This is a genomic window from Streptomyces spinosus, from assembly GCF_020400655.1.
GTDB lineage: Bacteria > Actinomycetota > Actinomycetes > Streptomycetales > Streptomycetaceae > Streptomyces > Streptomyces argyrophylli.
The window spans coordinates 361,694-381,329 of the sequence record NZ_JAINRC010000008.1; the positions used below are offsets into that span (position 1 = coordinate 361,694).

Genomic DNA, 19,636 nt, shown 5'->3' on the forward strand with positions numbered 1-19,636 from the left:
GACCGCTCTCGCGCCAAGTCCCTACCCCGCCATGCCCAAAGAAGAGAGATCTCGCTGTGTGCCCGAACTGCGAGGACTTCGCCCGGACCGTACTCCTGCTCGGCCAACTCGCCCTCTACGCCGACACGACCGGCGCCGACCTCGATTTCGTGGAAGCCGTCAGTCCCTCCCTCGCCGTCTCCCTGCCGGAGCCGCCGCCGGGCGTGTTCCCGGACGGCTACGACCCCGACGGCGGCCCCGCCTACCCGGGTGACTCCTGATGGGCGCCCGTCACGGCCTTCGCGTCGACGCGGTCCTGGTGCAGGCCGTCATCGCCGGCGCCCTGTCCTTCGCGCATCTGCACGACCTGGCCTCCGCCGCCGGACAGAACGGATGGAAGGCATGGGCCTACCCGGTCAGCGTCGATCTCCTCCTGGTGGCTGCCTGGCGGCGCCTGCGCAGTGAGGGCCCGTCCCGGCTGGCCTGGTGCTGGTTCCTGGTCGCACTCTGCGCCTCGCTCGGTGCCAATGTCGCCACCGCCGGGTTCCTCGACCTGACCGACCCGCCCGCCTTGCTCCGCCTCGGCATCGCCGGATGGCCCGCTCTTGCCTTCCTCGGCGGCACGCTCCTCGCTCACTCGTTGGCTGCGGAGTCGGAGCCGCTTCCGCCGGCACCCGTCGCGGAGGCCGAGGGCGCGGAGCCTCCGGCTCAGCAGCCGGTACCGGACGCCGAAGCCGCTTCGGCCACAGACGCCGTACCCGAGCCTGACGCGGCCCCGTCCCCTTCGGACCAAGCTCCCGCCCCGGCCTCCGCTCCTCAGGTCCCCGCCGTCCTGGTCGACCACGCCCGCAAGGTCGCTGACGAGTACCGCGCTCGTACCGGCGCCCCGATCGACCCCGACACCCTGCGCTCCCGCCTCGGCGTTCCGCCCCACCTCGCCGACGCCATCGCCGCCCACCTCGCCTGATCGGCAAGAGAGGAAGACCAGTGATCCGTGACCCGGGCGACCTGACCGCCTCCGACTACCTCGACGGCGCCCGTGAGATGGCCGCCGCCAAGCGGCCCTTCCTCGCCCACCTGCTCGCGGAGAAAGCCGTCCGCCTCACCGCCGACCCGGCCACCGCCGCCGGCATCCGTGCCGACTTCCCCGCCTCGACCACGACCCGAGAGGAGACCGACTGACATGCCCGCCCGCGACCACTTCCACTCCGTGATGCGCATCGGCCCGGTGCAGATCGGCACGCACCGCGACCGCAACGGCCAGACCAAGCACGCCGCCGTGTGCAGCTCCGACGGCTGCGGCTGGTCCTCCGACTACTCCAGCCAATCCGCGGCCCAACTCGCCGCCCGCACCCACCGCTGCCGCGTCCGCTAGGAGACCCACCGCCATGCAGGTCCCGCTCTGGTTCGCCCTGCTCGTCGTCGGCTACCTCGGCGTCAAGCTCATCCGCCCGCCCGCCTGGCTCATCGCCGTCCTCCTGCTCGGCGGCTTCCTCCTCGCCGACAGCGTCCTCGCCCCGGTCATCAACGCCCTCGTCAAGTAACCAGCCCGCGAGAGGAGACCACCGATGTTCCGCCCGAAGATCCCGATCATGCCCACGCCGACCGGGCTCGGCACACCGCCCGTCGTCGTCGAGCCGACCGCCATCATCTCGAACGCGGAGACCCCGCCGGTCGCCCCGACGCCTCCCACGCCGGTCCGGCCCGCGGTCCAGCTCACCCCCGGCACCGCCCTCGCCCTCGTCGGCGGCGGCACGGCCGTCGTCCTGGTGCTCGGAGCCGTCCTGGTCTCCCTGCTCCTGGCGGTCGCCATCACCGGAGCCTCGGTCGCCGTCTGCGCGGTCGTCCTGCGCTCCCTGCTCGCCTCCGACGCCAAGCGTCGCTGACCGGCCCCCGGGCGGCCTCGATACCGCCAAGCATCCGCCGCCTGGGCGCCGTCCCTGTCCGATCTCGCAACCGGAAGGAACCCCAAGCATGGCCCACCGCGCCTCACCCGCGACACCGAGTGCGCGCATGCCCGACACATTGCTTGACCCGATCACTCTCGGAGACGTGCTCCGGGTGGCCTCGGCCTCGGACTACGCCCGCTGGGAGGACCAGATCCGCCGCACCGGCGGCTGCTCCGACCCGATCCACCTCACCGGCTGGGTCCTCCACAAGGACAAGACCAGCGGCGAGACCCTGCACCACTACTCCACCGAGAAGGAGCCGGGCGGACGCCTCCGCCTCGCCTGCGGCAACCGCCGCGCCTCCCGCTGCCCGTCCTGCGCCTGGACCTACGCGGGCGACACGTACCACCTGATCCGCGCCGGCCTGGCCGGAGACGACCGCCGCGACGTTCCCGCCACCGTCCGCGATCACCCGCGCGTCTTCGCCACCCTCACGGCCCCCTCGTTCGGCCCGGTCCACAACCGCCCCGATCACGGCTCCTGCCGCTGTGGCACCCGGCACGCGCCCGACGCTCCGGAGCTGGGCACCGCTCTCGATCCGGACAGCTACGACTACGCGGGCGCCGTGCTGTTCAACAACCACGCCGGTCAGCTCTGGCAGCGGTTCACCACGCGACTCCGCCGCGAACTCGCCGCCCGCGCCGGCCTGCCCCGCCGGGAACTCGCCGAACACCTCCGCGTCTCGTACGGCAAGGTCGCCGAGTTCCAGAAGCGAGGCGCCCTGCACTTCCACGCCGTCGTACGCCTCGACGGCCCGGACGGGCCCGGAACACCCCCGCCCGTCTGGGCCACGGTCGACCTCCTCACGGACGCGGTCCGTGCCGCCGCAGCGCACTCGTACACGTCCGTGTCGGTCCCGGCTGCCGGTGACGAGCCCGCCCGTACCTTCCGCTGGGGCCGACAGCTCGACGTCCGCCCGGTCAAGGCGTTCGGTGACGGCTCCGACATCACCGAGCAGGCCGTCGCCTCGTATGTGGCCAAGTACGCGACCAAGGCCGCCGAGAACACCGGCACCCTGGACCGCCGTATCGGCGAACTCGCCGAACTCGACCGCCACCAGGTCCCCGACCACACCCGGCGGCTCATCACCGCGTGCCGCGACCTGGACAGCCTCTACCCGGACCGGCGCCTCTGGGCCTGGGCCCACATGCTCGGCTTCCGCGGGCACTTCTCGTCCAAGTCGCGCACCTACTCCACCACCCTCGGCGCCCTCCGCCAGGAACGCGCCGACTACCGCGCAGCCCAAGAGGCATGCGTCCTCGGCCTCGACGACCGCGAGCCGGACACCGTCCTCGTCCTGGCGGACTGGCAGTACGCCGGCCACGGCCACACCCCGGGCGAAGCCGCCCTCGCCGCGACCATCGCCCGTGACCTCCAGACCAACCGCGAAACCGCCCGCGACGCCCTCCTGCACGAAGGGAGCACGGAATGACCACGGCCATCCGGTCGCGACGCACCATGCTCACCCTCGCGGAGGTCTGCGAGGAACTGGCCATCTCCCGCTCGACTTTCTACGACTGGCGGGCCAAGCGCCGCGCGCCGCGCTGCATCAAGCTCCCGAACGGCGACCTCCGGATCCGGCGGAGCGACCTCGATCACTGGCTCGACGACCGCGAGGACGCCGCCTGATGGAGACGACGTACGACGTGAAGATCTACAAGATCCTCACCTACAAGGGTGCCCGGAAGACCACGTACACCGTGCGTTGGGTGGTCGCGGGCAAGCGCTGGCGTGAGCCCTTCAACACCGTCGCGCTCGCCGAGGGCTTCCGCTCGGAACTCATCCGGGCCACGGGCAAGGGCGAGGCATTCGTCGTCGCCACGGGTCTCCCGGTGTCCCATCGCTCCAAGTCGGCTGCCATGAGCTGGTACAAGTTCGCCGTCGAGTACGTGGATGCCCGCTGGTCTCAACTCGGCGGCAACAGCCGCAAGAACATCGCGAAGACTCTGACCGCCACCACCATCGCCCTGCTGCGGGTAAAGCCCACGCAGTTCGCACCTGCGGCCGTGCGGACGGCCCTTCGCGAATGGGCGTTCAACACCAACCGACGCCCGGACGCGCCCCGAGACGTGGTGGCTATCCTGAAGTGGGTCGAGCGGAACTCCCTGCCCGTCTCCGCCTGGGAGGACCCGGAGAAGGTCGATCAGGTCCTGCAAGCCATCGACACCCGCCTTGACGGCAAGCAGGCGGCGGCCTGGTCCCGGAAGCGCAACCGCCGGATCCTCAACGTCGCGATGAAGTACGCGATCCGGCGGCGCATCCTCCGGGTCAACCCTCTTCCCAAGGGCAAGGAGTCGACGGCGGTCACGAAGACCACGAACGCCGTCGACAAGCGGTCCTTGCTGAATCCCGAGCAGGCGGCGGCCATCCTCGACTGGATCCGGCGCCGGCCGCGCGGCGGCAAGCGGCTCCACGCCTTCTTCGCCACGCTGTACTACTGCGGCCCCCGGCCCGAGGAAGCCGTAGCCATGCGGGTGGAGGACGTGACCCTGCCCCAGCCCGACGCCGATGACCAGTGGTGTGAACTGCTGATCCACACGGCGACCCCGGAGATCGGAAGGCAGTGGACCGATACGGGCGAGATTCACGAGCAACGTGACCTGAAGGGCCGTGCGGAGGGCGAGACGCGCACGGTGCCGGGGCATCCGGCCCTGACGCGCATCCTGCGGCAGCACATCGCCGATGAACAGCTCCAGCCGGGTGATCTGCTCTTCCAAGGTGAGTTCGGTGGGATCCTCGCCGGCTCCGTCATCCGCCGGGCGTGGCGCAGCGCGCGTAAGGCCGTACTGCCCCCGCACGTCTTTGAGTCACCCACCGGACGGCGCGTTTACGACAACCGCAACACGCGCCTGACGAAGTGGCTCAACGACGGCATCCCGCCCGCTCAGGTGGCCGAGTGGGCCGGAAACAGCGTTGCCGTGCTGCTGGCGACGTACGCCCGGTGCATCGACGGGCAGCTGCCGGACCTGAAGCGGCGGCTGGAAGCCGCGGGTGACCTTCCGGAGGCGGAGGTGCGGGGCGCCGGCTGATCTCCGACCGGTCGAGAACTTCGACACGTATTCGACACGGCCACCCGCGAAAACCCGGTGACAGCCGGACAGCCCCGGAGTCTGCCCTTGATCATCAAGAGGGCGTCCGGGGCTTCGTCGTACCCGCTGACAGCCGCTCTGACCTGGGAAAAGCCCTCCCGAGCGGGAGGGCGGATACTGGCGCCCCCGGCAGGACTCGAACCTGCGGCCAAGCGCTTAGAAGGCGCCTGCTCTATCCACTGAGCTACGGGGGCCGGTGGGGTGGCCTCGTGCTTGGTGCCCTGGTGGGGGCTGACCCGTGACGTTGCCGGGGTCAAGGATAGGGCTCCCGGTTCCTCGACCCTGTCGCTTCGCCTCCGTGGCTCGATGTGGAGGTTCGGTGAAGCGGTCCTGATAATCGCAGGCAGGTACGAATCGTGCACCGCTTTTGGCGCCTGACGCACCGGGTGTTGTGCACTCGTTATGCCTGGACTGTGCGCGTGTCCCGGTCATCCCTTCCGTCCGATCTGTTCCGTCGGCGCGCAGACATGTCTATATGCTTCAGAATTCCCCTAAAATTGGGCATTCTTCGCATGTGGTGACCTTGGACGTACGGCCTCAGCTGCTCGACACACTCTCCGCTCTGCGCGACCGTGTCGCCGCCGCACGCTTTCCGCTGCCCCTCGCGGGGGCGCCACGCGCGCGTGCCAACCGCGACGAGCTCCTCGCGCAACTCGACGACTATCTGGTACCCCGCCTACGGCAGCCCGAGGCGCCGCTGCTGGCCGTCATCGGCGGCTCCACCGGCGCGGGCAAGTCCACGCTCGTGAACTCCCTGGTCGGCCGACGGGTGAGCGAGGCCGGTGTGCTGCGGCCGACCACCCGGACGCCGGTCCTCGTCTGCCATCCGGAGGATCATCACTGGTTCAGCGGGATGCGTGTGCTCCCCCACCTCACCCGTGTGTGGGTGCCGCACCAGGACCCCACGGACGAGCTTCTGCTCACCGACGAGGACCCCGCGCGCGTGCTGCGCGTCGAGACCGCCGACACCCTCCCGCGCGGGCTCGCCCTCCTCGACGCCCCGGACGTCGACTCGCTGATCGCCCAGAACCGCGTCCTCGCCGCCGAGCTGATCTGCGCCGCCGACATCTGGATCATGGTCACGACCGCCGCCCGCTACGCCGACGCCGTCCCCTGGCACCTGCTGCGCACCGCCAAGGAGTACGACGCGACCCTCGTCACCGTCCTGGACCGGGTGCCCCACCAGGTCGTCTCCGAGGTCTCCCGGCAGTACGCGGCCCTGCTCACCAAGGCCGGGCTCGGCGACGTACCCCGTTTCACCGTGCCCGAGCTGCCCGAATCCGCCTGGGGCGCCGGGCTGCTGCCCGCCACCGCCGTCGCGCCCCTGAAGAGCTGGCTCGTCCACCACGCCCAGGATCCCGCGGCCCGCCACCACGTCGTGGCCCGTACGGCCTACGGCCTCCTGAACTCGCTCAAGTCCCGCCTGCCCGAGCTGGCAGGCGCCGCCGCCGCCCAGTACGCGGCGGCCCTCCGGCTGACCTCCGCCGTCGAGACCGCGTACGACAAGGAGCACGCGCGCGTGCGGGCGCGCCTTCAGTCCGGCGCCGTACTCGCCGGGGACGCCCTCAAACGCTGGCGCGCCTTCCCCCTGGACTGCACCGCCGGGGAACTCCTGGACGCCCTCGTGGACAGCCTGGCCGCCCTGCTGCTGTGCGCCGTGACCGCGGCCGACGAGCGCGTCGACGACGCATGGCGGCGCGAGCCCGCCGCCGACGCCCCGGGGCTCGCCGAGCGGAAGGCCTCCCTGGAGAGCGCCGAGCACCGCATCGGGCTCGCGGCCCGGCGCTGGCGGCGCGAGCTGGAGGAGTACGCCGAGGACGAGGTACGCGTGCTGGAGCGGACCGGCGCACCCGACCCGGAGGTCGTCGCCGCCCTCGTCGCCACGGCCGTGCTCGGCGGGCGCCGGGCGCGTACCGCCGGTGAGGGGCTCGCCGAGCGGCTCGGGGCCCACGGCGTGCTGCGGCTGCGCGACCGGGCCGGTCGGCTGCTCGTCGAACACGTGGACCGCGTCATGCAGCGCGAACGCGAGCGGCGCCTCGCCCCGCTCGACGCCCTGGACGTCCATCCCGAGCCCCAGGCCCAACTCATCGCCGCGCTGTCCGTACTGCAGAAGGAGAGGTGACCGGTGACCGCCGTCACTGACCACGACCACACCGATCACACCAAGCACATCAGGCGCATGGATCACGGCAGCGACAGCGGTGACACGGAGCCCGGAGCGCACGGTGGGCACCCCGGCTCGAGCCTCGAGGGCAGCGCCGAGCACGGCTCCCAGGGTGGTGTCGATCACGGGCCCAGGGATGGTGCCGAGCGCGGCCCCTTGGGTGGTGCCGAGCGCGCGGGTGGTCTTCTGGAAGCGCATCTGGACCTCGTCAAGGGCAAGCGCGGAGACGACGGTCCCGGTACCGATCACCGCGCGGACGCGCCACGACGAGCCGACGTGGCCCTCTCCGGGGACGAGGCCGAGGAGAGCGGCGAGGGTGGCGGCAGGCGCGAGGACCACGGCCCGGAAAGAAGCCGGGGCAAGGGCATGGAAGGGACCCGGGACAAGGGCCTGGAAGGGGGTGGCGGCAAGAGCCCGGACGCCGGCGGCGGGGCCCCCGCGCGCGTGAAGGACGACAACGCCGGCCGCGACGCCGAGCGGGGGCAACGGGCCCGCGAGACCGCGCGGGACGGCAGGGCTAAACGCGACCGTGACGGCGTACACGGCGCACAAGGCGCACACGGCGCAAGCGACCGCGCCCCCGATCGTGACCGCCCCGCGCGCGGTCACAGCTCTGAGGAGGGCGGCGTCTCCGTACCCCGGCCCCAGCCCCACTCCCCGAAGCCCCGCCCCGCACCCGACGCCACGCCTCCCAAGACCACCGCCACGACCGACCTCGGTACCGCGAACGGTGCCGGTACGGCCAACGGCGCCGGTACGGCGAACGGGACCGGTACGGCGAACGGCACCGACACCGGTGCCGACGGCAAGGGCGACTCCTCCGGCGCCTGGGACGACGGTCTCATCGCACGGCGCGTCACCGACGCCAGCGCCGCCGCCCTCGCCGCCGAGCGCGCCTCCGCCGTGGAACCCACGCACCGCGGGCCGGGCAGCCACACCCCCGCCCCACTGGCGTACGACGGCCCGCTGCGCTCCCGCCTGGACGCCCTGCGCGAACTCGTCGGGCTCTCCCGCACCCGACTGGACAGCCACACCCTCGCCGAGGCCGGTCGCGTCCTGGACGAGGCCGCCGCGCGCCGCAAGCTCTCCGGGCGGCACACCGTCGTCGCCCTCGCCGGAGCGACCGGCAGCGGCAAGTCGCAGCTGTTCAACGCGCTCGCCGGAGTGCCCATCTCGGAGACCGGCGTACGACGCCCCACCACGGCCGCACCCATCGCGTGCAGCTGGAGCGACGGCGCGGCCGGCCTCATCGACCGGCTGGGCATCCCGGGCCGGCTGCGCCGCCGTCCGCTGCACGGCCCCGACACCGAGGGACAGCTCCGCGGACTGGTCCTGGTGGACCTGCCCGACCACGACTCGGCCGCCGTACAGCACCGCGAACAGGTGGACCGGATCCTCAAACTGGTCGACGCGGTCATCTGGGTCGTGGACCCGGAGAAGTACGCCGACGCCGTCCTGCACGAGCGGTACCTGCGGCCGATGGCCGGCCACGCCGAGATCATGTTCATCGTCCTGAACCAGGTGGACCGGCTGCCCGGGGACGCCGCCGACCAGGTCCTGGACGACCTGCGGCGGCTGCTGGACGAGGACGGCATCGCGCTCGGCGAGCACGGCGAACCCGGCGCCACCGTGCTCGCGCTGTCCGCGCTCACCGGGGAGGGCGTCGGCGACCTGCGCGAGGCGCTCGGCGAGTTCGTGGCGGAGCGCGGCGCGGCGGCCCGCCGGGTGGCGGCCGACGTCGACACCGCCGCGGCCGAGCTGCGGCCCGTCTACGCCACCGGACGACGGGTCGGCCTCAGCGAGGAGGCGCGCGAGGACTTCGCCGCGCGGCTCGCGGACGCGGTGGGCGCCACCGCGGCGGGCGAGGCCGCCGAGCGCGCCTGGCTGCGCAACGCCAACCGCGCCTGCGGCACGCCCTGGCTGCGGCTGTGGCGCTGGTACCAGGGCCGTGGCGATTCCACGACGGGCCGCCACGCGGTGCGCGCCCAGGCCGACGAGGAGGCCACGGCCCGGCAGAGCGTCGAGCAGGCGGTACGTACCGTGTCCGACCGCGCCTCGGCCGGGCTGCCCGCTCCCTGGGCCCAGGCGGTGCGCGAGGCGGCCGTCCGCGGTTCCAACGGTCTGTCCGAGGCGCTGGACGACCTGGCGGCCCGGGCCGGACTGCCGCCGGGCCGCCCGCCCCGGCCGGGCTGGTGGCCGGTGGCCGTACTGGTCCAGGCGGCGATGACCCTGCTGCAGATCGCGGGCGGTGCGTGGCTCGTGGGCCAGATCGCCGGGGTGATGGCGCCCAACCTGGGTGTTCCGGTGCTGCTGATGGTGTGCGGGATCATCGGCGGGCCGCTGGTGGAGTGGGCCTGCCGGATGGCGGCCCGGGGGCCCGCACGACGCTACGGCCAGGAGGCGGAACGCCGACTGCGGGAGGCGGCGGCGAGCTGCGGCCGGGCCCGGGTGCTCGATCCGGTGGCCGCGGAACTGCTGCGGTACCGCGAGGTGCGTGAACAGTACGGCAGGGTGGTGCGGACCGGGAGCGGGGTGCGGTGAGGTGAGAAAGCTCGGTCAGCGAGGGGAGCCGGCTGGTCAGGGGTGACGGGAGCGCTGGGCATGGGTGGGTGACAGGGACGCCGGGGGCGGGTGACCGGAGCGGCGGGCGGTTGCTCGCGGGCGGGTCGGCACTCGTGCCGGTTGGCATTTGGGCGGGTCGTCACCCGTGCTGGTTGGTTCCTGCTTCGGGCCGTCACCCGTGCCGGTTGGCACCTGGACGGCTCGTCATACTGGCCGGCAGCCGGCCGTGGTCACCCCTGTGGGTGGCAAGGTTTTCCACAGGGGGGTGATCCTCCACAGCGCTCAGCGGGCTCGGCCCGGCGGAGGCAGTCTGAGGGCACGGCGATCGCACGGCGGGTCCGGCCAGGAGTGGCGGCGGGCGGTGCGGGCGGTCGTCGGGTGGTGCCGGCGCGTACGGCAGAGGTACGCGCGGCACGGCAGACGCAGCCGTACGGGACGGGCCCGTACGCGTGCCCGCCCGGCCGGAAGGTGCGGGGCGGGGGAGGGGAGTGATCGAAGTGAACGAGACCACTGTCTGTGTCGTGGGGAACGTGGCGACCCGGCCGGCCTACCGGGAACTGGCGACGGGACCGTCGGCCCGGTTCCGGCTCGCGGTGACCGCGCGCTACTGGGACCGGGAGAAGAACGTCTGGACGGACGGGCACACCAACTTCTTCACCGTGTGGGCCAACCGGCAGCTCGCGGTCAACGTGGCCGCGTGCGTGGAGGTGGGCCAGCCGGTCGTCGTCCAGGGCCGGCTCAAGGTGCGCACGGAGGTGCAGGGGCAGCAGCAGTGGGCCTCCGCCGACATCGACGCCGTGGCGATCGGCCATGACCTGTCGCGCGGTATGGCGTTCTTCCAGCGCGCGGTCAAACCGGAGGCACCACCGACGGCGTCCCGCCCGGAGCCGAACTGGGAAACGCCGCGGCCGGCGGAACCGCAGGACGGACAGCCGGGGCGGCCTGGTCGGGAGCAGCAGGAACAAGGCGCGGAAGAAGGGGGAGTCGAGACACAGGAACAGCAAGCCGCAACGGTGACGTGACGTCAGCAGCGCGTCGTCAACGACGCCTTGGGGCCGGACCGTCCCCGAAGTCCACCTCTCACGGTCTGAACACGCGGTACGAACCGGTGGATTTGTCGATACGACCAGCTCGCGGACGGTCCCGGCGATAACGATTACGGATCGGATCGGCCATCGGATGATCCGACCGCCGGGGGAGGCTCCGCCTGATCCATAGGATGCCGGGCGTGCCCCTTGGGGCTGCCGATTCTGCTGGTGGGACCGTCCCCCACGTCCAACGGGTCCTGCTCGAAGGGGAATTCTGTGCTTGCTGCGCTCTCTGGGTTCTGCCGGTCCACGGGAACGGCCCGCATGGCCGCCGCCGTCACGGTGACCGGCCTGATAGCGGCCGGCGTGCTGTCCGGCGCCGGTACGGCCGTGGCCGTGGACACGCCGCAGACCCAGGGCGGCGCGACGGCCACGATCAACGGTCTGAAGACCTACGGCGAGGCCGTGATCCACGAGGACGGCGGCGACCAGCGGGTGTCCGCGGGCCTGTTCGAGATGTCCGTGGACGGTGGCGGCACCCTGCAGACGTACTGCGTGGACCTCCACAACCCGACCCAGCGGGACGCCAGGTACCAGGAGACGCCCTGGAGCGGCACCTCGCTGGGCACCAACAAGGACGCGGGCCGGATCCGCTGGATCCTGCAGAACTCCTACCCCCAGGTCAACGACCTCGCCGCACTCGCACGGCACGCGGGAACGAGCGGGCTGACCGAACAGGACGCGGCGGCCGGCACCCAGGTGGCCATCTGGCGCTACTCCGACGGCGCGAAGGTCGACGCCGTGGACCCGCGGGCCGAGAAGCTCGCCGACTACCTGGAGAAGAGCGCCCGGAACGTCGGCGAGCCGCAGCCCTCGCTCACCCTGGACCCGCCCGCGGTCTCCGGCCGGCCGGGCGACCTGCTCGGGCCGGTGACGGTGCACACCAACGCGGGCGCGGTCACGGTGAGCCCGCCGGCGGACGCGGCCACCAGCGGGGTGCGGATCATCGACCGGAACGGCAAGGTGATCACCTCGGCGAGGAACGGCAGCCAGCTGTTCTTCGACATACCCGAGGACGCGGCGGACGGGACGGCCCAGCTGAGCGTGCAGGCCTCCACGACCGTGCCGGTGGGGCGGGCCTTCGCCTCCGAGAGCCGCAGCCAGACCCAGATCCTGGCGGGTTCCAGCGAGTCCACCGTCTCCGCGACCGCGACGGCGGGCTGGGCGGAGAAGGGCTCCATACCGGCGGTCTCGGCCCGCAAGAACTGCGCCAAGGGCGGTGTGTACATCACCACGGCCAACAAGGGCGACGAGCCGTTCACCTTCCGTCTGATGGGCGCCGAGCACACGGTCCCCGCGCACGCGTCCCGCACCGTGAGCGTGCCGCTCCAGGAGGACCAGGCGTACGACTTCACGATCACCGGCCCCCACGGGTTCAGCCACCGCTTCACCGGCGTCCTGGACTGCAAGACGCAGGGCACGATCACGACGGAGACGGCCCAGCTCCGCACCGAGCCCACCCCGGTCGCGGTGGGCGGAAACACCGCGGACACCACCAACCTGGCCGCCACCGGTGGTTCGATGATCACCCCCATGATCGCGGGTGTGGCCATCGGTCTGGTGGTGATCGGCGGCATGGTCCTGATCGTGCTGCGCAAGAGGGAGTCGACCCACGGCGGATGATCCGTGGGCGGCGCCGGCCATTCCCGACCGGCGCCGGTCCGACGACCACGCCGTGGCAGCGCGGGGTGCCGGCGTCGAGGGCCGAAGCGGTTCCGGCCGGAGCCGCCATGCCGACCTCGGCCGGGCGGAAGTCAGCTCGGCCCGCTTGAGGGCGACCCGCTCGCCGTGCTCGGGTACGGCTTCGTCACAGCACAGCACAGCACAGCACAGCACAGCCCGCCCTCCTCGTCGCCGGCACGGAAGCGATGCCGCCGGGTGGCGCTCTGTCGGGCGTTCGGACATTCCGGACCGGATGGCGCGTGCAGCGGTGGCGCGGTGCGGGCAGCGGAGTGCGGCGCTTCCGGGTGAATGGAGCCGTTCGGTGAGCGGTGACCGGTGTGGCAGCGGGTAGTGCATGGTGCTGTCGGACACGAAGCGGACAGGGAGCAGTCCTATGCCGAAGTTCCTCATCCAGGCCACCTACACGCCAGAGGGTACGAAGGGGCTGCTCAAGGAAGGCGCCAGCGGTCGCCGTGACGCCGTCGACCGAGTCGTCGGCGACCTCGGCGGGACGGTGGAGGCCATGTACTTCGCCTTCGGGGAGGACGACCTCGTGTTGATCATCGACCTCCCCGACCCGGTGTCGATGGCCGCCGTCAGTCTCGCGGTCAAGGCCAGCGGTGCCCTGCACACCCGGGCCACCCCTCTCCTCACACTGGAGGAGGTCGACGAGGCCGCCGGCCGGCAGGTCGCCTTCCGCGCTCCAGGCGCGTGAGTCAGGGGGAGTCCGGCGGGCGGTCGTACCAGACCGTGTGAGCAGTCACGGGGGACGCGCGCCCCGTCACCCACCGCCCTCCGCCCCCGTGCTATGCCTGCTTCAGTTCATGGACGAGCGAGGGGGCGACGATGGTGGAGCGGGCGTGGGCCGTTGCGGGCAGCAAGGGCGATTCCGGGCGGAAGCCGGAGAGCCGGGTGCGGCTCACCGGCATGGCGCTGATCGTGCTGGCCCTGACGGCGGCAGTGCTGAGCTACCTGGCGTTCACGGTGTGGGTGCCGGGCCGGCAGGAGCGCTACGAGCAGTACCGGGCGGCCGGGCCGTGCCCCGCGCAGGCGGCCCCGCGGGAGGCGGCTGCGGAGGACTGCCTCGTGACCGGGCACTTCACCGTCACGAAGACCGAGTCCACGTTCACGGGAAAGGTCACGGTCTACGAGGCGACGCTCAGGGCCCGGGACGACGACTCACGGGACCAGGACGACGACTCACGGCGGACGGTCGTGCGGTTCGGCGACTCCAGGCCCCTCTTCGACACGCTGCACCGGGGCGACGAGGTGACCGCCACCGGCTGGCGCGGTGACATCGTCGCCCTCAGCAAGGACGGTGTCCGCCAGAACACCTCCGACGCACCCCGCGACGAGCACTCGGGAAACGCCGCCCTGGGCGTCCTCCTCGCACTCCTCGCGGCCCAGTCGCTGGTGTTCGGCGCGGTCCGCCTGGCCAGGCCGGCCGCCTGCGCGCCCTTCGTCTGGGAGCCGTACGGCAGGTGGCTGGTCTTCACCGACATCTGCGTCGGCGTGGGCGTGGGGGCCGTCTCGGTGTGGCTGGACCTCCCGTGGTGGACCGTGCTCGTGACCGTCCCGGTCCTGGTGGGCGCGGTGATGGCACGACTTCTGAGCGGGCGGCGGCGAGCGGCGGCCTCGTCGGCGAAGACGACGCGGCACCAGGACGCTCGAGTGGCTTCGCGATAGTCCGGAAGCCCCCTCGTGTCGTGTACGACCGCTCCGTGAGCGGGTGGAGGTGGTGCGTCACAAGCCGTCGCGCTCGGTCGGCGAACCGTCGGGGCCCGTGTGCGGCAGCGCGGTGGTCCCCGGAGCGTGGCCCCCGAAGGCGGACGCTCCGTCGTCGCACGCACCGGCACCGGAGGCCGGACGCGGGCGTCACCGGGCGGCGGTGTGCGCCGTCTGCGGGCCGTGCGGGAGTGCCGGGGCCGTGCCGGAGCCTGGAAGGCCGGTCGTCGACGACCGGCGGTGCCGGGGGAGGCGGCCGCGCGGACCGAGAAACGGCAGGTCGAGGCCCTCGGACCCGACGGGTTTCCGTCCAGGGGTAGCCGTCAGGCAAGATGGGGTGTATCTGCCCACTGCCAGATTTCAAGCTGCCGGACGGTTTCTCTTGGCTGAGTTCATTTACACCATGCGCAAGGCGCGCAAGGCGCACGGCGACAAGGTGATCCTCGACGACGTCACCCTGAACTTCCTCCCCGGGGCGAAGATCGGCGTCGTCGGCCCGAACGGTGCCGGTAAGTCGACCGTGCTGAAGATCATGGCGGGGCTGGAGCAGCCGTCCAACGGTGACGCCTTCCTCTCGCCCGGCTACAGCGTCGGCATCCTCCTGCAGGAGCCCCCGCTGAACGAGGAGAAGACCGTCCTGGAGAACGTCCAGGAGGGTGTCGCCGAGATCAAGGGCAAGCTCGACCGGTTCAACGAGATCGCCGAGCTGATGGCGACCGACTACTCCGACGCGCTGCTCGACGAGATGGGCAAGCTCCAGGAGGACCTGGACCACGCGAACGCCTGGGACCTCGACGCCCAGCTGGAGCAGGCCATGGACGCGCTGGGCTGCCCGCCCGGCGACTGGCCGGTGACCAACCTCTCCGGTGGTGAGAAGCGCCGCGTCGCGCTCTGCAAGCTGCTGCTGGAACAGCCCGACCTGCTGCTGCTGGACGAGCCCACCAACCACCTGGACGCCGAGTCGGTGAACTGGCTGGAGCAGCACCTCGCCAAGTACCCGGGCACCGTCGTGGCGATCACCCACGACCGGTACTTCCTGGACAACGTGGCCGAGTGGATCCTGGAGCTCGACCGCGGGCGCGCCTACCCGTACCAGGGCAACTACTCCACCTACCTGGAGACCAAGGCCGCCCGCCTCAAGGTCGAGGGCCAGAAGGACGCCAAGCGCCAGAAGCGGCTCAAGGAAGAGCTGGAGTGGGTGCGCTCGAACGCCAAGGGGCGGCAGGCCAAGTCCAAGGCCCGGCTCGCGCGGTACGAGGAGATGGCCGCCGAGGCCGACAAGATGCGGAAGCTGGACTTCGAGGAGATCCAGATCCCGCCGGGCCCGCGCCTGGGCAGCGTCGTCGTCGAGGTCAACGACCTGCACAAGGGCTTCGGCGAGAAGATCCTCGTGGACGGGCTGTCCTTCACGCTGCCGCGCAACGGCATCGTGGGCGTGATCGGTCCGAACGGCGCCGGCAAGACCACCCTCTTCAAGATGATCCAGGGCCTGGAGACTCCGGACTCCGGTGACATCAAGGTCGGCGAGACGGTCAAGATCTCCTACGTCGACCAGAGCCGCGAGAACATCGACCCGAAGAAGACGCTGTGGGAGGTCGTGTCCGACGGGCTCGACTACATCAACGTCGGCCAGGTCGAGATGCCGAGCCGGGCGTACGTGTCGGCCTTCGGGTTCAAGGGCCCGGACCAGCAGAAGCCGGCCGGGGTCCTCTCCGGCGGTGAGCGCAACCGGCTCAACCTGGCGCTGACCCTGAAGCAGGGCGGCAACCTGCTGCTCCTCGACGAGCCCACCAACGACCTCGACGTCGAGACGCTCTCCAGCCTGGAGAACGCCCTGCTGGACTTCCCCGGCTGCGCCGTCGTCGTCTCCCACGACCGGTGGTTCCTCGACCGCGTCGCGACGCACATCCTCGCCTACGAGGGCGAGTCGAAGTGGTTCTGGTTCGAGGGCAACTTCGAGTCGTACGAGAAGAACAAGATCGAGCGGCTCGGCCCGGACGCCGCCCGTCCGCACCGTGCCACCTACAAGAAGCTGACCCGGGGCTGATCGGTCTTGCGCCACATCTACCGCTGCCCGTTGCGCTGGGCGGACATGGACGCGTACGGCCACGTCAACAACGTGGTGTTCCTGCGCTACCTGGAGGAAGCCCGGATCGACTTCCTGTTCCGCCCGGACAAGGACTTCAAGCAGGGGTCGGTGGTGGCGCGCCACGAGATCGACTACAAGCGGCAGCTCGTCCACCGGCACGAGCCGGTGGACATCGAGCTGTGGGTCACCGAGATCAAGGCCGCGTCCTTCACACTCACCTACGAGGTGAAGGACGGGGACCTCGTGTACGTGCGGGCGTCGACGGTCATCGTCCCGTTCGACTTCGACGCCCAGCGCCCGCGGCGGATCACCGCGGAGGAGCGTGAGTTCCTCCGGGAGTACATGGACACTGCCGAGGGCACCGCGGACGCCGAGCCCGATCCCGAAGGGGAGGCCGTCGCGGCATGACCGTGCTGCACCTGGCCGACGAGACGGAGGCGGCGGACCTCGCGGCCTTCCTCTCCCGGCTGCTCCACTTCGACCGTGGGGCCGCGGTGCGGCTGCAGGCTGCCGGCACCGCGCTCGCCGTCTTCGGCAGGCCACCGTCCTTCGAGGTGCTGGCGGTCCGCGCGGTGCGGCTGGCGAAGCCGTACGAGGACGGCCTCGACGTCACCCTCGACGTGACCGTCTCCGCCGGTGAGTTCCTGGAGTCCGTGGACGAGCGCGCGGCCACCGCCGCCGTCCCCGGCGCGGTCACCGGACCGCCGTGGGCCGGGGTGCTGCCGCCACGCGCCGGCTGGCGGCCCGAGCCGGGACTTCCGGCGCCCGACACGCTGCGTGCCACGGTCGCCGCCGCCGTGGCCGAGTTCCGCTCGCGCACCGAGGAACTGGGGCCGCACGGGCGTACCCGCGCGGAGCTGGACCGGATCGGACAGGACATCTGGTCCCGGCAGATCGCGGGCACCCGGCTGCCGGTCCGGGCCGTGCACGCGGCCCAGTCACTGGGTTTCCTGCGGCCCGGCGGCGAACCGGGCGACACCGGGCTGTTCTCCTCGGGAGCGTGGCTGCGGCTGCGTACGCCGTACGGCTCGGTGGCCGTGCGGCAGGCGGGGCTGCTCGGGGCCTTCGGGGTCAGCGTGCGCTGAGCAGGACGGCCCGGCGTGTGCGGGGCCGGGCGGCCCGGCGTGTGCGGGGCCAGGCGGTCCGGCGTGCGTGAACGGGGTGGTCCGGTGTGCGCCGAACCGGGAGGTTCGGTGTGCGCTGAACCGGGTGGTTGCGCTCATCGTGTGTCGTCGGGCCATATGCCGATGTGATCGGACTCCAGTTCCAGGGCCACGCGATCGCGCATGTCCAGGGCGCGGAGGTAGTCGGCGGGCAGCTGGAGGCGGCCCGCGCGGTCGAGCATGGCGTACTCGCGGGCCACGACCGTCTCGTGGCCGGTCGCCGCGTCGATCTCGCTGCGGCGCAGCACCTCGGTGGAGGTCCGGCCGTCCCGGATCGCCACCGTACGGCGGACCTCGCCCGCCACCGCCTGGTCGTGGGTGACGATGACGATCGTGGTGCCCAGGATCTCGTTGGCCGTGCGGAAGGCGTCGAAGATCTGCGTGGCCGTCCGCGAGTCGAGTTCGCCGGTGGGTTCGTCGGCGAGCAGGACGGCCGGGTCGTTGGCGAGGGCCACGGCGATCGCCACGCGCTGCTGCTGACCGCCGGACATCTGCTGCGGGCGGCGGTCGCGGCAGTCGGCCACCTGGAGCAGCTCAAGCAGTTCCAGGGCGCGTTCGGTACGGGCGCGACGGCCCTTGCGGGTGCGGGAGAGCTGGAGGGGGAGCGCGACGTTCTGGGCCGCGGTGAGGTAGGGCAGGAGGTTGCGGGCGGTCTGCTGCCAGACGAAGCCGACGACCTCGCGGCGGTAGGCGAGACGGTCGGCGGCGGTCATGGTGAGCAGGTCGCGGCCGGCGACGCGGGCCGCGCCGGCGGTGGGGGTGTCGAGGCCGGCGAGGATGTTCATCAGGGTGGACTTGCCGCTGCCGGACGCGCCGACCAGCGCCATCAGTTCGCCCTCGCGGACGAGGAGGTCCAGTCCCTGGAGGGCCTGCACCTCCGTCCCGGCGGTGGTGAAGACGCGGACGAGGCGGTCACAGGTGATCAGGGCGTCGTGGCCGTAGGCCGGGTTCGCTCCGGCCTCGGTGACGCGGTTGGCCAGCTCGGTCAGGCTCGGGTCGGTTGTCATGGGGTCTCCTGCGGGTACGCCGTGTCCGTGCCGGGCCTGGGCGGGGCCGCCGGCCCGTGCCGGCCGGGTGCCGTGCGGGGGGTCATCGGCCGTCCCCCGCCCGTAGTTCCGTCACCGAGCCCCGCCTGCCCGACCACCACGCCTGGAGCGCCGCCACTCCCACCGCCACCGTCACCACGGAGAGTGCCGGCAGCAGCAGCGACCAGGTGTCCGGGTGGAGGCGGATCCCGGTCACGGGGTTCTGGGCCGACGGGAAGGCGACGGCCGTCAGGTCGATGCCGGGTGCGAGGAGGCGGATCGCCGTCCAGCCGGTCAGGGTGCCGCCCAGGGCCGCCAGGAGGGCCTGGGGCAGCGATTCGAGGACCAGCAGGCGGCGGGACTCGGTTCGGGTGAGGCCCATCGTGCGGAGGCGGGCCAGTAGCGCGGATTGTTCGGGGGCGGCCCGGAGCAGCGACAGCAGCAGGGCCAGCACGGCGAAGCCGGCCCCCGTCACGACCGCCGCCGTGTAGACGCGCTCGGCGCCGGACTGGAGGGGCGAGTCGGCGTACCGGGCGCGTTCCTCGGCCCGCAGCCGTACGGCGGCCGAGCCTCCCACGGCCTTCCGCAGGGCGTCCGCGTCCATGTGGTCGCCGGTGAGCAGCAGGGTCGTGGGGCGGCTCGCCGGGGCGGGCAGCCCGGCCCGGTCGACGATGAGGAAGTCGGGACCGGAGACGGCCGGCGTGCGGTCGCGGACCAGGACGATCCGCACGGTGACCGCGCTGCCGTCCTCCAGCCGCACCAGGAACGGCCGCCGGGTGCCGTACGAGGAGGCGACGGAGGGCGAGGCGACGGCCGGGAGGGGCCCGGACCGGGTCCCGCCCGCGAGGTGACCGGCGCCGGGGCGGGCCTCGGCTGCCAGGGTGCTGGTGGCGGGGCGGGCTTCGACTGCCGGATGGCTGGTGGGGGAGTGGTCTCCGTCTGTCAGGGGGCTGACGCGGGAGCGGTCCCCGCCTGTAAGGGGGCTGATGCGGGAGCGGTCCCCGCCTGTAAGGGGGCTGATGCGCGAGTGGTCCCCGCCTGCCGGGTAGCCGCTGCGGGACACGTACCCGCTACCGGAGTAGCCCTCCGCGGTGAGTCGCCCTGTGCCGGAGTAGCCCTCCGCGGTGAGTCGCCCTGTGCC

General features: G+C 72.2%; 20 protein-coding genes and 1 tRNA gene. 18 read left to right on the plus strand and 3 right to left on the minus strand.

The genetic code is table 11. The features are described from left to right. Positions 1 to 56: 56 nt before the first annotated feature. The 9 genes from LG395_RS17890 to LG395_RS17930 all read left to right on the plus strand — a co-directional run bounded on the left by LG395_RS17890 (position 57) and on the right by LG395_RS17930 (position 4,957). On the plus strand, positions 57 to 260 hold the full coding sequence (locus LG395_RS17890) for a hypothetical protein (RefSeq protein WP_171156186.1): 204 nt from the start codon (positions 57 to 59) through the stop codon (positions 258 to 260). After that, complete coding sequence (locus LG395_RS17895; RefSeq protein WP_225810415.1) at positions 260 to 946, plus strand: DUF2637 domain-containing protein; 687 nt, start codon at positions 260 to 262, stop codon at positions 944 to 946. Before LG395_RS17890 ends, LG395_RS17895 begins: the two co-directional genes overlap by 1 nt. A 20-nt stretch (positions 947 to 966) precedes the next feature. Continuing rightward, positions 967 to 1,161, plus strand: a complete 195-nt coding sequence (locus LG395_RS17900) for a hypothetical protein (RefSeq protein ID WP_225810416.1) — start codon at positions 967 to 969, stop codon at positions 1,159 to 1,161. Position 1,162: 1 nt separating this feature from the next. Beyond that, positions 1,163 to 1,354 (plus strand): mobile element transfer protein, encoded by a 192-nt coding sequence (locus tag LG395_RS17905; protein WP_225810417.1) that lies wholly within the window; start codon positions 1,163 to 1,165, stop codon positions 1,352 to 1,354. A gap of 13 nt (positions 1,355 to 1,367) precedes the next feature. Next, a complete protein-coding gene (locus tag LG395_RS17910) occupies positions 1,368 to 1,523 on the plus strand; it encodes a hypothetical protein (protein ID WP_225810418.1) in 156 nt (51 codons plus the stop codon). Between the two features lie 24 nt (positions 1,524 to 1,547). Then, positions 1,548 to 1,865 carry a SpdD-like protein gene (locus LG395_RS17915; protein ID WP_225810419.1) on the plus strand — a complete coding sequence of 106 codons (318 nt, stop codon included), beginning with the start codon at positions 1,548 to 1,550 and terminating at the stop codon, positions 1,863 to 1,865. A gap of 127 nt (positions 1,866 to 1,992) precedes the next feature. Beyond that, on the plus strand, positions 1,993 to 3,360 hold the full coding sequence (gene repSA, locus LG395_RS17920; protein ID WP_225810420.1) for a replication initiator protein RepSA: 1,368 nt from the start codon (positions 1,993 to 1,995) through the stop codon (positions 3,358 to 3,360). Continuing rightward, positions 3,357 to 3,557 carry a helix-turn-helix transcriptional regulator gene (locus LG395_RS17925; RefSeq protein WP_171156200.1) on the plus strand — a complete coding sequence of 67 codons (201 nt, stop codon included), beginning with the start codon at positions 3,357 to 3,359 and terminating at the stop codon, positions 3,555 to 3,557. The genes repSA and LG395_RS17925 overlap by 4 nt, the downstream gene beginning before the upstream one ends. 80 nt (positions 3,558 to 3,637) lie before the next feature. Continuing rightward, positions 3,638 to 4,957 carry a tyrosine-type recombinase/integrase gene (locus LG395_RS17930; RefSeq protein ID WP_225810421.1) on the plus strand — a complete coding sequence of 440 codons (1,320 nt, stop codon included), beginning with the start codon at positions 3,638 to 3,640 and terminating at the stop codon, positions 4,955 to 4,957. A 178-nt stretch (positions 4,958 to 5,135) separates the two neighbouring features. Here the strand turns inward: LG395_RS17930 and LG395_RS17935 are convergent. Next, positions 5,136 to 5,211: transfer RNA gene (locus tag LG395_RS17935), tRNA-Arg, on the minus strand. Between the two features lie 320 nt (positions 5,212 to 5,531). Between LG395_RS17935 and LG395_RS17940 the strand changes: the two genes are divergently transcribed. The 9 genes from LG395_RS17940 to LG395_RS17980 all read left to right on the plus strand — a co-directional run bounded on the left by LG395_RS17940 (position 5,532) and on the right by LG395_RS17980 (position 17,392). Beyond that, on the plus strand, positions 5,532 to 7,139 hold the full coding sequence (locus LG395_RS17940) for a dynamin family protein (protein ID WP_225810422.1): 1,608 nt from the start codon (positions 5,532 to 5,534) through the stop codon (positions 7,137 to 7,139). A 3-nt stretch (positions 7,140 to 7,142) separates the two neighbouring features. Further along, positions 7,143 to 9,722, plus strand: coding sequence for a GTPase (locus LG395_RS17945; RefSeq protein WP_308071269.1), 2,580 nt, complete (start codon positions 7,143 to 7,145; stop codon positions 9,720 to 9,722). A gap of 518 nt (positions 9,723 to 10,240) precedes the next feature. Then, positions 10,241 to 10,765, plus strand: a complete 525-nt coding sequence (locus LG395_RS17950) for a single-stranded DNA-binding protein (protein ID WP_171156207.1) — start codon at positions 10,241 to 10,243, stop codon at positions 10,763 to 10,765. A gap of 330 nt (positions 10,766 to 11,095) precedes the next feature. Next, positions 11,096 to 12,454: a Cys-Gln thioester bond-forming surface protein gene (locus LG395_RS17955; protein WP_225810423.1), complete on the plus strand. Its 1,359-nt coding sequence runs from the start codon at positions 11,096 to 11,098 to the stop codon at positions 12,452 to 12,454. A 433-nt stretch (positions 12,455 to 12,887) separates the two neighbouring features. Then, the gene (locus tag LG395_RS17960; RefSeq protein WP_171156211.1) at positions 12,888 to 13,208 is read left to right on the plus strand and encodes a GYD domain-containing protein; all 321 of its coding nucleotides are present in this window, start codon (positions 12,888 to 12,890) and stop codon (positions 13,206 to 13,208) included. Between the two features lie 131 nt (positions 13,209 to 13,339). Beyond that, positions 13,340 to 14,179 (plus strand): hypothetical protein, encoded by an 840-nt coding sequence (locus tag LG395_RS17965; protein ID WP_225810424.1) that lies wholly within the window; start codon positions 13,340 to 13,342, stop codon positions 14,177 to 14,179. 421 nt (positions 14,180 to 14,600) lie between these two features. After that, positions 14,601 to 16,265 (plus strand): energy-dependent translational throttle protein EttA, encoded by a 1,665-nt coding sequence (gene ettA, locus LG395_RS17970; protein WP_171156215.1) that lies wholly within the window; start codon positions 14,601 to 14,603, stop codon positions 16,263 to 16,265. Positions 16,266 to 16,271: 6 nt separating this feature from the next. Then, positions 16,272 to 16,715: an acyl-CoA thioesterase gene (locus LG395_RS17975; protein WP_171156217.1), complete on the plus strand. Its 444-nt coding sequence runs from the start codon at positions 16,272 to 16,274 to the stop codon at positions 16,713 to 16,715. After that, the gene (locus tag LG395_RS17980; protein ID WP_171156219.1) at positions 16,712 to 17,392 is read left to right on the plus strand and encodes a DUF8185 domain-containing protein; all 681 of its coding nucleotides are present in this window, start codon (positions 16,712 to 16,714) and stop codon (positions 17,390 to 17,392) included. The genes LG395_RS17975 and LG395_RS17980 overlap by 4 nt, the downstream gene beginning before the upstream one ends. Before the next feature lie 134 nt (positions 17,393 to 17,526). Here LG395_RS17980 and LG395_RS17985 read toward each other — a convergent pair whose 3' ends face one another. Next, a complete protein-coding gene (locus LG395_RS17985) occupies positions 17,527 to 18,477 on the minus strand; it encodes an ABC transporter ATP-binding protein (RefSeq protein WP_225810425.1) in 951 nt (316 codons plus the stop codon). Positions 18,478 to 18,559: 82 nt separating this feature from the next. Then, on the minus strand, positions 18,560 to 19,636 hold a 1,077-nt coding region (locus tag LG395_RS17990; protein ID WP_308071270.1), incomplete at its 5' end, for an FtsX-like permease family protein.

Coding starts and splice junctions, on each gene's coding strand:
- LG395_RS17895 (WP_225810415.1), top strand. CDS start 260: ATGGGCGCCCGTCACGGCCTTCGCGTCGACGCGGTCCTGGTGCAGGCC.
- LG395_RS17905 (WP_225810417.1), top strand. CDS start 1,163: ATGCCCGCCCGCGACCACTTCCACTCCGTGATGCGCATCGGCCCGGTG.
- LG395_RS17910 (WP_225810418.1), top strand. CDS start 1,368: ATGCAGGTCCCGCTCTGGTTCGCCCTGCTCGTCGTCGGCTACCTCGGC.
- LG395_RS17915 (WP_225810419.1), top strand. CDS start 1,548: ATGTTCCGCCCGAAGATCCCGATCATGCCCACGCCGACCGGGCTCGGC.
- repSA (WP_225810420.1), top strand. CDS start 1,993: ATGCCCGACACATTGCTTGACCCGATCACTCTCGGAGACGTGCTCCGG.
- LG395_RS17925 (WP_171156200.1), top strand. CDS start 3,357: ATGACCACGGCCATCCGGTCGCGACGCACCATGCTCACCCTCGCGGAG.
- LG395_RS17955 (WP_225810423.1), top strand. CDS start 11,096: ATGGCCGCCGCCGTCACGGTGACCGGCCTGATAGCGGCCGGCGTGCTG.
- LG395_RS17960 (WP_171156211.1), top strand. CDS start 12,888: ATGCCGAAGTTCCTCATCCAGGCCACCTACACGCCAGAGGGTACGAAG.
- LG395_RS17965 (WP_225810424.1), top strand. CDS start 13,340: ATGGTGGAGCGGGCGTGGGCCGTTGCGGGCAGCAAGGGCGATTCCGGG.
- LG395_RS17980 (WP_171156219.1), top strand. CDS start 16,712: ATGACCGTGCTGCACCTGGCCGACGAGACGGAGGCGGCGGACCTCGCG.
- LG395_RS17985 (WP_225810425.1), bottom strand. CDS start 18,477: ATGACAACCGACCCGAGCCTGACCGAGCTGGCCAACCGCGTCACCGAG.